The 14,705-nt window shown below is 71.2% G+C and carries 14 protein-coding genes and 1 pseudogene; 8 read left to right on the top strand and 7 right to left on the bottom strand.

Going from position 1 to position 14,705, the window contains the following annotated elements; all coding sequences use genetic code 11:
- Window positions 1–36: 36 nt before the first annotated feature.
- Entirely contained in the window at window positions 37–564 is a 528-nt protein-coding gene (locus tag SMA5143A_RS38415; RefSeq protein WP_258193986.1) for an NUDIX domain-containing protein, read from the bottom strand.
- Window positions 565–702: 138 nt separating this feature from the next.
- Here SMA5143A_RS38415 and SMA5143A_RS38410 point away from each other — a divergent pair, with 138 nt between their 5' ends.
- The 3 genes from SMA5143A_RS38410 (at window position 703) to SMA5143A_RS38400 (ending at window position 4,346) form a co-directional block, all read left to right on the top strand.
- The gene (locus SMA5143A_RS38410; RefSeq protein ID WP_107467425.1) at window positions 703–1,806 is read left to right on the top strand and encodes a 2-hydroxyacyl-CoA dehydratase; all 1,104 of its coding nucleotides are present in this window, start codon (window positions 703–705) and stop codon (window positions 1,804–1,806) included.
- Window positions 1,807–1,882: 76 nt separating this feature from the next.
- Complete coding sequence (gene asnB, locus SMA5143A_RS38405) at window positions 1,883–3,634, top strand: asparagine synthase (glutamine-hydrolyzing) (protein WP_107467424.1); 1,752 nt, start codon at window positions 1,883–1,885, stop codon at window positions 3,632–3,634.
- Window positions 3,635–3,713: 79 nt separating this feature from the next.
- Window positions 3,714–4,346 (top strand): histidine phosphatase family protein, encoded by a 633-nt coding sequence (locus tag SMA5143A_RS38400; RefSeq protein ID WP_107467423.1) that lies wholly within the window; start codon window positions 3,714–3,716, stop codon window positions 4,344–4,346.
- A gap of 294 nt (window positions 4,347–4,640) precedes the next feature.
- Here the strand turns inward: SMA5143A_RS38400 and SMA5143A_RS38395 are convergent, their stop codons facing one another.
- On the bottom strand, window positions 4,641–5,129 hold the full coding sequence (locus SMA5143A_RS38395; RefSeq protein WP_181362222.1) for a GNAT family N-acetyltransferase: 489 nt from the start codon (window positions 5,127–5,129) through the stop codon (window positions 4,641–4,643).
- A gap of 381 nt (window positions 5,130–5,510) precedes the next feature.
- On the opposite strand from SMA5143A_RS38395, the gene SMA5143A_RS38390 reads away from it, so the two are divergent.
- The 4 genes and pseudogenes from SMA5143A_RS38390 to SMA5143A_RS44900 form a co-directional block, all read left to right on the top strand.
- The gene (locus tag SMA5143A_RS38390) at window positions 5,511–5,744 is read left to right on the top strand and encodes a hypothetical protein (RefSeq protein ID WP_375136599.1); all 234 of its coding nucleotides are present in this window, start codon (window positions 5,511–5,513) and stop codon (window positions 5,742–5,744) included.
- Window positions 5,745–5,809: 65 nt separating this feature from the next.
- Window positions 5,810–6,286, top strand: coding sequence for a DUF488 domain-containing protein (locus tag SMA5143A_RS38385; protein WP_107467481.1), 477 nt, complete (start codon window positions 5,810–5,812; stop codon window positions 6,284–6,286).
- A gap of 165 nt (window positions 6,287–6,451) precedes the next feature.
- The gene (locus SMA5143A_RS44905; RefSeq protein WP_375136598.1) at window positions 6,452–6,748 is read left to right on the top strand and encodes an nSTAND1 domain-containing NTPase; all 297 of its coding nucleotides are present in this window, start codon (window positions 6,452–6,454) and stop codon (window positions 6,746–6,748) included.
- A pseudogene (locus SMA5143A_RS44900) lies at window positions 6,686–6,831 on the top strand (hypothetical protein); the annotation flags it as partial. The gene SMA5143A_RS44905 and the pseudogene SMA5143A_RS44900, both read left to right, overlap by 63 nt.
- A gap of 82 nt (window positions 6,832–6,913) precedes the next feature.
- Here SMA5143A_RS44900 and SMA5143A_RS38375 read toward each other — a convergent pair.
- The 5 genes from SMA5143A_RS38375 to SMA5143A_RS38355 form a co-directional block, all read right to left on the bottom strand.
- Complete coding sequence (locus SMA5143A_RS38375; RefSeq protein WP_107467421.1) at window positions 6,914–8,542, bottom strand: serine/threonine protein kinase; 1,629 nt, start codon at window positions 8,540–8,542, stop codon at window positions 6,914–6,916.
- 325 nt (window positions 8,543–8,867) lie between these two features.
- On the bottom strand, window positions 8,868–9,596 hold the full coding sequence (gene araD, locus SMA5143A_RS38370; RefSeq protein WP_107467420.1) for an L-ribulose-5-phosphate 4-epimerase AraD: 729 nt from the start codon (window positions 9,594–9,596) through the stop codon (window positions 8,868–8,870).
- Between the two features lie 40 nt (window positions 9,597–9,636).
- Window positions 9,637–11,154, bottom strand: a complete 1,518-nt coding sequence (gene araA / locus SMA5143A_RS38365) for an L-arabinose isomerase (protein WP_107467419.1) — start codon at window positions 11,152–11,154, stop codon at window positions 9,637–9,639.
- Between the two features lie 63 nt (window positions 11,155–11,217).
- Window positions 11,218–12,900, bottom strand: a complete 1,683-nt coding sequence (gene araB, locus SMA5143A_RS38360) for a ribulokinase (RefSeq protein ID WP_107467418.1) — start codon at window positions 12,898–12,900, stop codon at window positions 11,218–11,220.
- 119 nt (window positions 12,901–13,019) lie between these two features.
- Window positions 13,020–13,253 carry a hypothetical protein gene (locus SMA5143A_RS38355; protein WP_107467417.1) on the bottom strand — a complete coding sequence of 78 codons (234 nt, stop codon included), beginning with the start codon at window positions 13,251–13,253 and terminating at the stop codon, window positions 13,020–13,022.
- Between the two features lie 399 nt (window positions 13,254–13,652).
- Here SMA5143A_RS38355 and SMA5143A_RS38350 point away from each other — a divergent pair.
- A partial coding sequence (locus SMA5143A_RS38350) for a glycoside hydrolase family 43 protein (RefSeq protein WP_107467416.1) occupies window positions 13,653–14,705 on the top strand: 1,053 nt, incomplete at its 3' end.

Here is a 14,705-nt window from a genome sequence, read left to right as displayed (position 1 = left end):
TACGCCGTCAGCCGGCGGCGGCGCGCGGCCGACGGCTCACAGGCCCAGTGGGACCGGCCGGTCCGGGACCCCGTCGGCGAGCAACCGGGCCAGCGGCGTGCCGAGGTCGCGGGGCGAGAACAGGTCGGGGCCGTCGTGGCCGGTGATCTCGTCGAGACTCCACCACCGCGTGCCGTGCACGTTCTCCCGGGCGAGCGCGGCCTCGCCCAGCGCGCCCGCCGGGGTGAACGCGGTGGTACGCACCAGGTGGTAGTCGTTGACGACGCCGTCGTGGCCCGGCGCGATCGCCGGGTCGACGATCTCCTGGTGCCAGACGTGCGGTGCCTCGTCGGTGAGTACCAGACCGACCTCCTCCACCAGTTCGCGCTCGAGGGCCTGCGACGGTGTCTCCCCGGGGGCGATGCCACCGCCGGGCGCCGCCCACAGGACGAACGGCCGTCCGGTCCGGTCCGTGAGGGCGAAGCGGCACAGCAGCAGCCGCTCCCGCTCGTCGAGGATCAGTGCGCGGACCGAGTGGCGCATCCGGGGCTCGGCCGTCGAGGCGTACGGGGCAGTGGAGTTCACGGATCCACGCTATCCGCCGGCCGCGCGCGGACCGAGCGGCCCGCCACCGGCGCGGTACCCGCCCCCCGACCGTGCGGGCGCATCGACCTCCCCGGACGTACCCCTGACCGACACCAGGCAGAAAGGGACAGAGCGGACGTGCTCTCCTTGCGATCCCACATCGCCGCAGTCACCGCCCTCGACGACTTCGACGAGGGGGACGTGCTCGACCACATCCATCTGGCACCGGACGACATCCTCGTGCTGTCCGGCTCGCTCGTCGACGGTTCCGGCACCCCGTCGTCGGACTTCGACTTCTGCGTGCTGGCGCGTGAGAAGGACGAGCGCTTCCACCGCGAGTCGTTCCCCAGGGAGCGGCACATGCGGTACTACACCAGCGGGGACCGGGTGAGGGCGAGCTTCGACTACCTGCCGCAGAGCCTGCTCGGTGTGGACGTCGAGTACCGCACCGTGGGCGAGGTCACCGACATGCTGGCCGCCCACGCCGACCTGTACGCGTATCTGCGCACCCGGGCCCGCAAGTCGTCCGCGTTCGCGGCGTCCGCGGTCGACTTCCGGCTGCTGTCCCGCCTCACGTACGGTGTCCCGCTCACCAACGCGCCCGCCTTCGAGGAGGTCGCCCGGCTGGTGAGGCCCGGCGAGGTCGCCTACACCGCGTTCCGCACCGCCGTGGGCAGCTACCCCGACTTCCGGGACCTGGCCGGCATGTGGGCGCAGGGGGATCACGAGTCCGCTCTGATCGCGGCGCGCAAACTCGGCGTCGACACCTTCCGAGGCCTGACGCACGTCTACGGCAACACCAACCGCAACCCCAAGTACCTGGCGCGGTTCCTGGCCCGCCTGCCGGAGCGGCTGGCCCCCGTCACCGACCGGTTCCGGCATCTGAACGCCTACGGCGTCCAGCACCCCGAGGCCGCCGCCGACGCGGTGCTGGAGTGGCTCGACCTCATCGACGTCGCGTTCGCCGAGATCCGCCGGGGCCGCGAGGGGGCCGACGCGTTCGTGAGCGGGCCGGACTTCATGGACCTGCTGAAGGGCGAACTGCACCAGACGATGAGCTGGAACGCCGAGATCTCCAACGAGTACTGCTTCCGCGCCCGTGAGGCCGCCGCCGACGTGCCACCGCTGCGGGACCTGCTGGCCGCGATGACGCGGCGCCGCGCCGCCGGCCACGCGCTGCCGCTGCGCTCCTGGGCCGAGGGCCGCGTCGCACCGTCCGGGGAGGACAACAAGTCCGCCTGAGGGCCCGCTTGATCGCGCTTGTCCCGCACGTCATCGTCCCCACCCGGCCCCACGTCAGCTCCAAGGAGACCCGCTCGTGTGCCGCATCTACGGCTACTTCGGCGCCGACCTCGGCCCCGCCGCGCTGGACCGGGCCCGTGACGCCCAGCTGCCGGGCGGTCCCGACCAGCAGGACCGGGTGCTCGGTGACGGGTGGGGCCTCGGCTGCAACCGCCTGTCGATCCAGGACCCGGCCCACGGCCGGCAGCCGTTCACCAACGCCGACGGCACGATCGCCCTCGTCTTCAACGGCGAGATCTACAACTTCCGCGCCCTGCGCGACGAACTCGCCGCGCACGGGGTGACCGTGGAGGGCGACTCGGACGGCTCGGTCCTGCTGCCCTGCTACGAGTTGTACGGCGACGACTTCGTCGACCGGCTCGAAGGGATGTACGCGATCGCCGTGGTGGACCTGCGGGCGGGGCGGCGGCTGCGCCTGTGGTGCGACCCGCTCGCCGTCAAGAGTCTGTACCACCGGATCACGGACGACGGTGTCGTCTTCTCCTCCGAGCCCGACGGCCTGACCGCGCTGTGCGGAGCGGCCCTCCCGCTGGACCCGGCAGCGGTGGACCACTATCTGAACTGGCAGTGCCTGCCCGGCGGCGCGACCTGGTACCGGGGCGTGGGCACCCTCCGGCCCGGCGAGCGCCTGGAGCACGACGGCCGTCGCGCCCTTCTGCGCGCGGCACCCGCTCCCGCTCCGGTGACGCCCGACGGGACACACGGCCCGCGGGCCCTGCGTGAGCTGCTCGACCGGGAGACGGCCCGTATGTGCCAGCAGGAGTCACCGGTGGCCCTCCAGTTGTCGGGCGGCCTCGACTCGGCGATCCTGGCGGGCCTGCTGTCCGCCCACCGGTCCGACGTCACCGGCTTCCACGTCACCCACGAGGGCACACACGACTCCGACGAGGAGAGGTACGCGCGCGTGGCCGCCGAGCACGCGGGCATTCCCCTGGAGGTGGTGGAGGTGCGCGAGGCGGAGGTGCCCGACCTGCTGCCGCCCATGGTGCGCGCGCTGGGCACGCCCAACGCCACTCCGCACGCCCTGAGTGCGTACGTGCTGTTCCGGGAGATCTCCGCCGCCGGGTTCCGGGTGTGCTTCGTCGGTGACGGGGCCGACGAGCAGTTCGGCGGCTACCGGCGTTACAGCACCGCCCTCGCCGCGACGGACGACGGCTGGCGCGAGCGCTACCTGGACCGTCTCTCCCTGATCCCCCACGCCGAGTACCGTCGCCTGTTCACGCCCGACTACCGGGCACTGCTCGACGAGCACGGCGGCAGCCGCCGGCAGGCGCGGGAGCTGCTGGACCGGGCCGCGCCCTCGCGCCTGGAGCAGGTGCTGACGTTCGACCGGCTGCACAAGCTGCCCGCCCTGAACCTGCGCAAGCTCGACCACCTGTCCATGGCCCACTCGGTCGAGGGCCGGGTGCCCTACTGTCAGCCGGCGGTGACCGCGTTCGCCCGCCGTACCCCCGACCCGGCCAAGATCGACGGCGACCGGCGCAAGGGAGTCCTGTGGGACGCGGGCAGCGACCTCGTCCCGGCGGAGGTCCGCAGCCGGGCCAAGCAGCCCTTCACCTTCCCCGTCGCCCACTTCCTGCGTCCGGGCGGGAAGCTGTGGGAGTTCACCACCGACCTACTGACCCGGCCCCGCCTGTGCACGGCCGGCTATCTGAGCGAGACGGCCGTCCGCGACGTCCTCACCGCCCACTCGGCGGGCCACGACCGGGCGAGACTGCTGTGGGGCCTGATGGTGCTGGAACTGTCCTTCCCCGGCACGTCCGCCTGACCGCCCTGCGGTACCGTCCCGCGAGTCGCGGGCCCGATCCGGCCCGTCACGCCACGTCCCAGCAGAAAGGCACACCACGGTGCGCAACATCTATGTCGTCACCCACCCCGAGGCGAGTCATCACGTCGACGGACTGGTCGGCGGCTGGCACGACTCCGACCTCACCGCGAAGGGCCGGAAGGACGCCGCGGCGATCGCCCGCGCGCTGCGCGACAGCATCCCCGCCGGTGCGGACGTCGACGTCACCGCCTCCGACCTCCTTCGCACCCGCAGCACGGCCGAGGAGATCGCCGGGCGGTTCGACGTCACTCCCGTCTGGGACGCCCGGCTGCGTGAGAAGTCCTACGGCGAGGCGGAGGGCCGCCCGCAGGAGTGGCTGGACAAGCGTTTCCTGCCGCCCCCGGCGACGGGCAATCGGATGGACCACCACGAGGGCGTCGAGGGCGCGGAGACCAAGACGGCCTTCGCGATGCGCGTCTACGCCGCGATGGACGACGTCCTGCGTCTCGACGCCGAGCACCAGATCGTGGTCACGCACGGCTTCGCGCTGACCTTCGTGGTGGCGGCCTGGTCCCGACTCCCCGTCGAGTCGCTCGGCTACATCAACTTCCGCGCCCCGTCCGGCAGCATCACCCATCTCCGCGAGGACGACTTCTTCCACAACCGTCAGCTCGTCCACCTCGGCGACACCCGTCACCTGGCCACGGCCTGACACCGCCGCGACGCGCCCTCGCGCGGGCCGCGCGCACCGGGTTCCTGGGCCGGCCCCAGTCACCGGAGCGGCCTCTCGCCCGGTGGCGGGCGCCGAAGTGAACGGAGGGTCGACCGGGATCCGCCGGCATCCGCCGGGATCCGTCCGTCGGCCCTGTCGAGCGGGACGGAACCCGGCGGTCAGGTACCGCGTCAGCGGGTCACGGCGGCGGCGGGTCACGGCGGCGGTCGGGCGACTGGCTCCCACCGGCCACCAGGCGGGCCGAGCCGCTGCCCCGCCCACCGGCACCCGGTGTCATCCCACAGGAATGCGGAACTCGAATTCGGGACGGTCCCACGGCACGGCGGGCGGGTTCGCGTACGCGGTCCCTGTCCGCACCGCGCCGACGCGGTGGTAGAAGCCCTCGGCGAGAACATGCGACACGACCTTGAGGCGTTCGATCCCGGCGGCACGGGCCTCGGACCGCATGTGCGCGACGAGCAGCCGGCCGATACCCCGTCCTTGCACGTCGTCGGCGACGAACAGCAGGTCGAGCTCCGGTGGAGCGAGGACGAGGGAGTAGAACCCGAGGACCCGTCCCCCGTCTCCGTCGGCGCTGACAGCCGCAAAGGTGCGGTGGGCCTCGATGTAATCAGCACCGACCCGGTAGCCCGCGACCGCCGCCGCGTACTTGCCCTCGTAGGCACCTGAGCCACGCACGAGCCGCGTGAGCCGCTTGGCGTCCCCTGCGACGGCCCTCCGGATCGTGATCGGCCGGTTGCCCGGAACATTGCGTGAACTCATCGGGAGAGTATCGCGCACCGAAAAGTGCCTTCATGCGGCGGGCCGACTCGCCGGGCGCGGTGTTCGGTGGGCCGATGGACCGGCCACCGGCATCGCCGACGAGTTCGCCCCCCATCGCCCGTCCCGCACGCGGCCTCAGGCTGCCGGCCGCCCGGCACCGGATGATCGCCGAGTTCCGGCGGTCCCCGCACGGCGGTTGGCTGAAGAACCCGGCTCCCGCGTCCGCTCGACGCTCATCAACGTCTTGCTGCTCTGCATGAACGTGTTCGCCGGAAGGCCGACCACGGCATCCTCCGCGGGGCAGCGCGTCCAGCCGTGTGGGACTGTTCGAACAGCGCACCGGCGGATGGATGCCGCCACACATACCTGGAGACCGCACCCATGCAGAAGATCTCCCCGGACGCACAAGCTCGCGAGCAACTGGAACGGGCCGCCTCCACGCCCGGCGGGCGCAGCGCCACCACCGTCGACGGCGGCCAGGAGCACACCCTGCGCCAGACCACCGGGAAGGGGCGCGGGGGCGACCTGATCGTCTCCCCCCAGCCCGCCACAGCCTCCAGGGGCTCAACGACGCGGCGGTGCGCCTCACCGCCGCCAGACCCGGCCGACGTGTGAACCGCACGGAGCAGAGCCGCGGGCAGTTGCTCACCTTCGGGCACAGCACCGCCACCAGAGAACAGATGGCCGCCCTCCTCGACGGCGCCGAGGTGCTGGCGGTGGTCGATGTCCGCACCGCTCCGGGAAGCCGCCACAACCCGGACACGAACCGAGGCGCACTGGAGCAGTGGATGCCGCGTCAGGGGATCGCCTACCGGTGGGAACCCCGACTCGGGGGCTTCCGCAGGGTCGCGCCGGACTCACCCGACACCTTCTGGCAGAACGCCTCCTTCCGGGGATACGCCGGGTACACGCGGGACCCGCAGTTCGTGGCGGCGATGGACGAGCTCCTCGCGCAGGCCGCGGGCGTACGCACCACGGTCATGTGTGCGGAGGCGGTGTGGTGGCGCTGCCACCGGCGGATCATCGCCGACTTCGCCGTACTCGCGCGCGGGACCCCGGTGTTCCACCTGGCCCATGACGGGCGGCTGGCCGAACACCGGCCGACGCCTGGTGCCCGGCTGCGCGACGACGGCCTCCTGGTGTACGACCAGCGCTGACGGGCGCCATGCGGCGCCGCATCCGCTGATCACGCCCTGCGGGCCGAGCGGACCGTGCAGGCCAAACGGGCCCTGCGGACCGAGGGGGGGCAGGAAGCCGAGCCACCCCGACCGGAGTCAGCGGATGTACTGGGCGGGTTTGGTGGCGGCGTTGAGCAGATACTCATGGTGATCGGGGCGTCGGGGTCGGGCAAGTCGTCGTTGTTGCGGGCCGGGCTGGTGCCGCGCCTTGAGGACACCGCATCGACGACGGTCGTCGTACTGACGCCGGGGGCGCGACCGTTGGAAGAGTGCGCCGTGCGACTGGGAGCCATGGCCGGCCTCAGCCCGGGTGCCCTGTACGGGGAGTTGAAGGAGGACCCGAGGAACCTGGGTAACGCGCCGACTTCTACGCGCAATGCACCCGCCACGCGCCCCTGGTGGAGGCGATCCGCGACGCACAGGTCCCCGTCGGCCCCATGAGCCTGGACGAACCGCGCCGTGCCGTAGTGCAGCCCGCGCAACGGGCCGGACTGATGGTCGCGGCCAGGGACATACCTCGGTAACGGGCACGCGGCCGGGAGGTCGTGATCGGCGGGGCCGGTCGCGCTCTCCCGGCCGGGCAGGCGACTGGCCGGGCCGCCGGCCTCAGGGGGCCGGGTCCGGACGAAACGTCACGAGGAACGTCTCCAGGGCCTGGCGATTGGCGGCCTTGTCCCAGTCGGCGGACGGCGTCGTCCAGCGCAGTGAGAAACTGCGGTGTCCGCCGAGGAGGAAGCCCCGCCCGAAGGTGCGGCCCCGTCGGCCGTCGGTGTCCGAGAACCACTCCATGTCGGCAGCCTCGTATCCCTGGTACGTCGTCGCCTCGATCGCGCCGATCCGCTGGAAGCCGGCCTGCAGGCGCAGCGCGGGCTCAACGTCGTCGCGCCAGACGGCGACCGGGTCCGAACCGGCCCGCGTGCTGTACGTCACCGCGAGTGTGCGCGGGTCGCCGTCCGACCCGAACGTGACCCGGTACGCCACATCGCCCTGTTTCCGGGTGCTCAGCCGTTTCCAGCCGTTGGGCAGGGCCACGGAGAACCCCTCGGGCGCACGGTAGACCCGGTACCCCTCCGGGAGCGCGTCGACGGACGCGGCGGGAGGGGACGGAGCGGCGGAGGCCGTCGGAGCGGGAGAGGAAGGGGTGCCCGAGGAAGCGTCGGACGGGCGGGGGGTCGCGTCAACCGGCTCACCGGCGTCCTCGGCAGCGGGTGCGGTGGACACCGGCGGCCGGGTCTGCGCGCCCCCGCCCGCCGTCTCCTCGGTGTGGGGCAGCCGGTGGGTCACAGCCAGGGCTGCGACCGCCACCATGACCACGGCCAGCGCCGTCCCTGCGGCCATGGCACGTCCGCTCCGCCGTGGCCCGAGGCGCCGGGCCGCGCCCCAGGCCCGCCGCAGCCGGGACGCCGCCACGACGGCGTGCGGATCCTGTTCCAGCACGCGGTTCAGGCTCTGGCGCACCGTGGTCCGCGTCAGCCGCTCCCAGGAGTCCTCGCGCAGCAGCCCCTGGACGGTGGCTGCGAGCGGGCCCTCCCGCAGCGTGCTCCCGAGCGGCAGCCCGGTCGCGCCCTGCGGGTTGCTCGCCGACCAGTCCGGGTCCCGGTACGGCGGCCTTCCCTCGAGCATCGTGTACAGGATGGCGCCCAGGGCCCACAGGTCGGCCGCCGGACCGATGCGCTCGTCCCGGGCCTGTTCGGGAGAGGCGTACGACGGTGCCGCCAGCCTGGGCACGAGGGTTGCCCCCGCCAGCCCGAAGCCGGTGACGACCACGTGGTCGTGCGCCCGGAGGAACACCTGCCCCGGGCTGAGTTCGCCGTGCGTGATGCCCTCGCCGTGCGCGGCTTCCAGCACGTCGAGCAACTGGAGTGCGACGGTGGCCGCCATGGCCGGATCGAACGGACCCTCCTCATCGACGAGCTGATCGAGCGGCAGTCCGTCGATCCACTCGGTGACGGTCCATAAGGAACCGGCCTCCGTCAGCGCGTCAAGGACCGGGGCCACCCGGCCGGGGCTGACCCGCGCCATCGTCTCCGACATACGCACCACGCGGTCCGCGGCCTGCACCGCCTCCTCCTGGCCCAGGTGGGCGGGGAGACCGACCCTGGTGACCAGGCACGGAAGCCCCTCTCGCACGTCCTCACCGCGCCAGCTGACCCGGTTGGTCTCACGGTGCACGACGTCGATGAGCCGGTACCTGCCGGCGATCGACTCGTCCGTCGACACACGCGCCTCGACCATGGCCGTCCTTCGCTGAGACACCGGGCTTCCTTCCTTTCCCGGAAGTACGGGCGACGCCCCGGAAGCTGTTCAACCGGCCGCGACCCCGGCACATTTCCCACCGCTGTCCGGCCGTTCCACCAGCGGAAACACGGCGGGTCACCGCAACGTCCGACTCGACCGCCGGCCAGGTCAGCATCGGTCCGGACGGGCGACGGTTGGAGGAATCTGGGCCAGGCGACGGCGGAGACCTGGAGCCGGCCTCCGTGGTGCATCTGGAATCGCTGCTGAACATCCACCTGCTGCCGCGACAAGCTGAAGGCGAACTCGCTGGACGCGAACCCCTTCACTGGCCGGCCGGTGCGGGAGTGGGGTTGCCGTAGTAGGCGTCGGGGCCGTGTTTGCGGGTGTAGTGGCGGTCGAGGAGGTGCGGGGGCGGCGGGGCGGTCGGAGACAGGGCCAGGGTGTGGAGGGCGATGTCGGCGACGGCCTCGCAGATGATGGCGTGTTCGAGGGACTTGCGGGCGGTGGCGCCCCAGGTGAACGGGCCGTGGCCCGCGACCATGGCTGCGGGTACCTCCACGGCCTTCTGGTCGTCCTCCTGAAGCATGTCCACGATCACGCGGCCGGTGTTGTACTCGTAGTCCTTCGCGCACTGCTCGGCGGTGAGGTCGGGGGTGCAGGGGATGGGGCCGTTGAAGGTATCGGCGTGGGTGGTCCCCAGCACCGGTATCTCCCGGCGGGCCTGGGCGAAGGCGACGGCGTGGGTGGAGTGGGTGTGGGTGACGCCGCCGATGGAGGGGAACGCCAGGTAGAGGCAGCGGTGGGTTTCGGTGTCGGTGGAGGGGCGCAGGTCTCCGTCGAGCACCTCGCCGTCGGAGAGGCGGACGGTCACCAGGTGGTCGAGGGCGAGATCCTCGTAGGGCACGCCGGAGGGCTTGATGACGAAGACGCCCGCCTCACGGTCGACGCCGCTCACATTGCCCCAGGTCAGCGTCGCCAGGCCGACCTGAGGGATGGCCAGGTTCGCGTCCAGCACCTCTTGCCGCAGGCCGTCACGGACTCGTACCGTCATCGGTCGTTGTCTCCTTGGGTGCGCATCCGGTTCATGGTCTTCACAGGGCCTGGGCGAGGCGGTGGTAGGCGGCGTTCCAGCGGACTTCCTTGGCGAACTGCTCGATGCTGGTGGTCTCGTCGATGGTGAGCAGTTCGACGCCGGACATGGCGGCGTAGTCGGTGAGTGTCTCGTTGTCGACGGCCGAGCTGAGCACGGTGTGGTGCGGGGCGCCGGCGAGCAGCCAGCTCTCGGCGGACTCCGCGAGAGAGGGGCGGGGCTTCCACACGGCGCGGGCCACCGGCAGACGGTGCAGCGGCTCGCTGGGGCTGATGACGTCCACGGCGTTGGCGGTCAGCCGGAACCGGTCGCCGAGGTCGGAGAGGCCGACGACGACCGCTTCTCCGGGCGCCGCGTCGAAGACCAGGCGGACGGGGTCCTCGCGGCCGCCGATGGAGAGGGGATGGATCTCGCAGCGGGGGCGGGCGGATGCGATGGAGGGGCAGACCTCCAGCATGTGGGCGCCGAGGACGCGTGGGGTGCCCGGGCCGAGGTGGTAGGTGTAGTCCTCCATGAAGGAGGTGCCGCCGGGCAGCCCGGCGCCCATGACCTTCATCGTGCGCAGCAGGGCGGAGGTCTTCCAGTCGCCCTCGCCGCCGAAGCCGTAGCCGTCGGCCATCAGCCGCTGGACGGCGAGGCCGGGCAGTTGGCGCAGGCCGCCGAGGTCCTCGAAGTTGGTGGTGAAGGCGGTGAAGCCGCCCTCGGTGAGGAAGGTCCGCAAGCCGGCCTCGATACGGGCCGCGTAGAGCAGGGAGTCGTGGTGGATGCCGCCGGGGCGCAGCGCCGCGACCACGTCGTACGACTCGACGTACTCCTCCGCGAGTTCGGCCGCCACCTTGTCCTCGACCGCGTCCACGACCGCGACGAGGTCGTTGACGGCGTAGGTGTTCACGGAGAAGCCGAACCGCAGCTGGGCCTCCACCTTGTCGCCTTCGGTGACGGCGACGTCGCGCATGTTGTCGCCGAAGCGGGCGAGGCGCAGGGTGCGCGAGGTGTGGCGGCCGACGGCGGCGCGGGCCCAGGCCGAGACGCGTCGGATGACTCGCGGGTCGGTGGCGTGCCCGGCGACGATCTTGCGGTCGATGCCCACACGGGACTCGATGTGGCCGAACTCGCGGTCGCCGTGCGCGGCCTGGTTGAGGTTCATGAAGTCCATGTCGATGCTCGGCCAGGGCAGCGACAGGTTGTACTGGGTGTGCAGGTGCAGCAGCGGCCGGTCCAGGACGCTGAGTCCGCCGATCCACATCTTGGCGGGCGAGAAGGTGTGCATCCACGCGATCACGCCCACGCAGGTGTCGGAGGCGCTCGCCTCCTGGCAGATCCGCCGGATCGACTCGGCGTTGGTGAGGACCGGCTTCCACACGATCCTGACCGGCAGCTTGTCGGGGCGGCCGAGGGTCTCGCAGATGTTCCGGGACTGGTCGGCCACCTGACGCAGGACGTCGTCGCCGTACAGGCCCTGGCTTCCGGTGAGGAACCAGATCTCGTGCTCGCGGTAGGGGGTGGTGCTGGTGTTCATGAGGGTTTCCTTTCAGGGTGACGACCACCGAGGAGGCGGGGGCCGTCGGGCACAGGGAGTCGCTCAGGCGGACGCCTCGGCGCGGATCCGGCGCAGTCGGTGCATGACCTCGTTGGCGCCGCGCCCGAAGTAGTCGTGCAGGAGCCGGTATTCGGCGTAGAGACGGTCGTAGGCCGCGGCCCGCTCCGGGTCGGGCTGGTAGACGCCCGCACGCGCCTTGCCCATGGCCTGGGCGGCGGCCCGGATGTCCGGGTACGCCCCCGCCGCGACAGCCGCGTGCATGGCAGAGCCGAGAGCGGGTCCCTGGGCGGAGTCGATCACGCCGAGGGGACGGCGGGTGACGTCGGCGTAGATCTGCATGAGCAGCGCGTTCTTCGTCAGGCCGCCCGCGATGATCAGTTCCTGGACCGGCACGCCGGCGGTCTCGAAGGTCTCGATGATGGTGCGGGTGCCGAAGGCGGTGGCTTCCAGCAGCGCCCGGTAGACGTCCTCCGGGCGGGTGGACAGGGTCAGGCCCACCAGGACTCCGCTGAGGTCGTGGTCGACCAGGACGCTGCGGTTGCCGCTCTGCCAGTCCAGAGCGATCAGTCCGTGCCGGCCGATCTCCTGTTCGGCCGCGAGGGCCGTCAGGTGTTCGTGCGCGTTCCGTCCGAGCGCGGCGGCGTCCTTGGCGTACGACTCGGGGAAGCCGGTGCGGATGAACCAGCCGAAGATGTCGCCGACGCCGCTCTGTCCGGCCTCGTAGCCCCACAGGCCCGGCAGGATGCCGCCGTCGACGACCCCGCACATGCCCGGGACCTCGGCCCACTGGTCGGAGCTCATGACGTGGCAGGTCGAGGTGCCCATGATGGCCACCATCCGGCCCGGTTCGACGGCCGTGGCGGCGGGCGCCGTCACATGGGCGTCGACGTTGCCGACGCAGACCGCGATGCCTTCCGGTAGCCCCGTCCACGCGGCGGCCTCGGCCGTCAATGTGCCTGCCAGGTCACCCAGTTGACCGATGGGGTGGTCCAGCTTGGTGGTCACGAAGTCGGCGAAGCCGGGATTGAGCGCGGCGAGGTACTCGGGGGAAGGGTAGGTGCCGTCCTGGTACTGGCCCTTGTAACCGGCGGTGCAGGCGTTGCGGACGTAGGTGCCGGACAGCCGCCACACGATCCAGTCGGCGGCCTCGATCCAGCGGTCGGTCAGCTCGTAGAGCTCGGGGTCCTCCTCCAGCAGTTGCAGCGCCTTGGCGAACTCCCACTCCGAGGAGATCTTCCCGCCGTACCGCTTCAGCCACGGCTCCCCGCGCTCCGCGGCCAGGTCGGTGATCCGGTCGGCCTGGGCCTGCGCCGCGTGGTGGCGCCACAGCTTGACGTAGGCGTGCGGGCGGCCGGTGAGGTGCGGCAGTTCGCACAGCGGGGTGCCGTCGGTGAGCACCGGCAGCATCGTGCAGGCGGTGAAGTCCGTACCGATCCCGATGACCTGCTCGGGCCGCACACCGGCCCGAGCCAGCGCCTGCGGTACGGCGGTACGCAGGACGTCGATGTAGTCCGAGGGCACCTGCAGGGCCCAGTCGGGCGGCAGCGGGGTCCCGTCGGGCAGCTCCCGGTCGAGGACGGCGTGGGTGTAGGGGTGGTCGGCTGAGGCGAGTTCGGTGCCGTCGGACACGCGCACCACGACGGCCCGTCCGGACAGGGTCCCGTAGTCGACTCCGATGACGTAGGTGTCGGACTGCGGCTGTTGCGTGTGTTCGGCGTTCACCATCTATCGTCTTTCTGTTCGGCATTTCGTACGTCGTTCGAATGAACGGACAAGGCGAAGGAGTGGGATCCAGGGAGGCGAGAAGCCCGCCGAGGCCGGGTCGGACCCCGGCCGGCGCCGCGTCAGCAGTCGAGCGGCGCGACGGCCACCTTGTCGACGTCGGGCGCGAAGACGGAGGGACCGAAGAAGGAAAGGGTGCCACCACCGGCGTTGAGCGCGGCCGGGACCGCCGGGTCCCGGAAATTCGACCAGCCGCAGGGGCACCGCCGCCGGCCGGGAGGGCGCCACCCGCCCGCCTCCCGCCGGAGGGGTCGCCAGAACGCGGCACTGGTGGACCAGCGACGGGTGCTGAACACCTACTGCCCCCTTCGACACTGTTCGACATCCCGAACTGCGTGCGTAACTTCGAACCGCGAGGGAAAAGATAAGTTTCAGCCATACGCCCGTCAATGGAACTGACTGGTAAGTTCCGATCAGTTCCTGTCACACCCGTTATCCGGGCAGCACTCACAGGACTCGTGACGCCACGCTCGCAGCTCGGCGGTGGACACGGCACGGCACGGGAGAGCGCCAGCATCCCCTTCCCTGCCATGGATCCGAACAGGAGTGCACAGAAAGACTTCGCGTGACGGAAGTGTTGACTGGGGCAGGCTCAGAACTTACCTTCTGGTCGAGTTTGCGAACGATGTTCGATATCTCGCACTGCGTGGAGGCAGGTGCTCCATCCGCCCCGCGAGCACCAGAGGGAGTCCCCCATGAGACCTGCGCTCACCCGCCGCACGGTCCTCGGCCTCATGGCCGGTTCGGCCGCCGCCACCTTCACCGGGATCTCTGCCGGTACCGCCCGCGCCGCCGTCCCCGCGTCGCCCGGTGTGACGTACACGAACACCATCGCCGAGCAGCGGGCCGACCCGCACATCTTCAAGCACACCGACGGCTTCTACTACTTCACCGCGACCGTGCCGGCGTACGACCGCATCGTGCTGCGCCGGGCCACCACGATCCAGGGGCTCACCTCGGCCACCGAGACGACCATCTGGACCAAGCACGCCACCGGTGAGATGGGCGGCTACATCTGGGCCCCGGAGATCCACTTCATCGACGGCAAGTGGTACATCTACTTCTCCGCCGGCGCCGCGAACGACATATGGAGGATCCGGCCCTACGTCCTGGAGTGCGCGGACCCGAACCCGATCACGGGCACCTGGACGGAGAAGGGCCGCATCGCACTGCCCCTGGACACGTTCTCGCTCGACCCGACCACCTTCGCCGTCAACGGCACCCGCTACCTCGTCTGGGCGCAGGACAACCCGCCCGTGTTCGGCCTCGGCACCAACCTCTACATCGCCCAGATGTCCAACCCGTGGACCATCACCGGCACACCGGTCCTGCTCAGCCGGCCGACCGCCGCCTGGGAGAAGGCCGGAGGCGCCACGGTCAACGAGGGTCCGGCCGTGATCCAGAAGAACGGCAAGGTCTTCATAACCTTCTCGGCCAGTGCCACCGACGCCAACTACTGCATGGGCATGCTGACCGCGTCCGCCTCGGCCGACCTGCTCAGCGCCTCGTCATGGACCAAGAACGACGGCCCGGTCTTCGCCAGCTTCGCCGCCACCAGCCAGTACGGCCCCGGGCACAACCAGTTCACGGTCTCCCAGGACGGCAAGTCGGACATCCTCGTCTACCACGACCGCAGCTACAAAAACATCAGCGGCTCACCGCTCAACGACCCCAACCGCCGCACCCGCGTGCAGAAGATCTACTGGAAGGCCGACGGCACCCCCGACTTCGGCATTCCGGTCGCGGAC

This window comes from Streptomyces sp. MA5143a (assembly GCF_900290235.1).
In the GTDB taxonomy this organism is placed as follows: Bacteria; Actinomycetota; Actinomycetes; order Streptomycetales; family Streptomycetaceae; genus Streptomyces.
The sequence above is the reverse complement of the archived record's forward strand: the minus strand, read 5'-3'. Positions and strand labels throughout refer to the sequence as shown.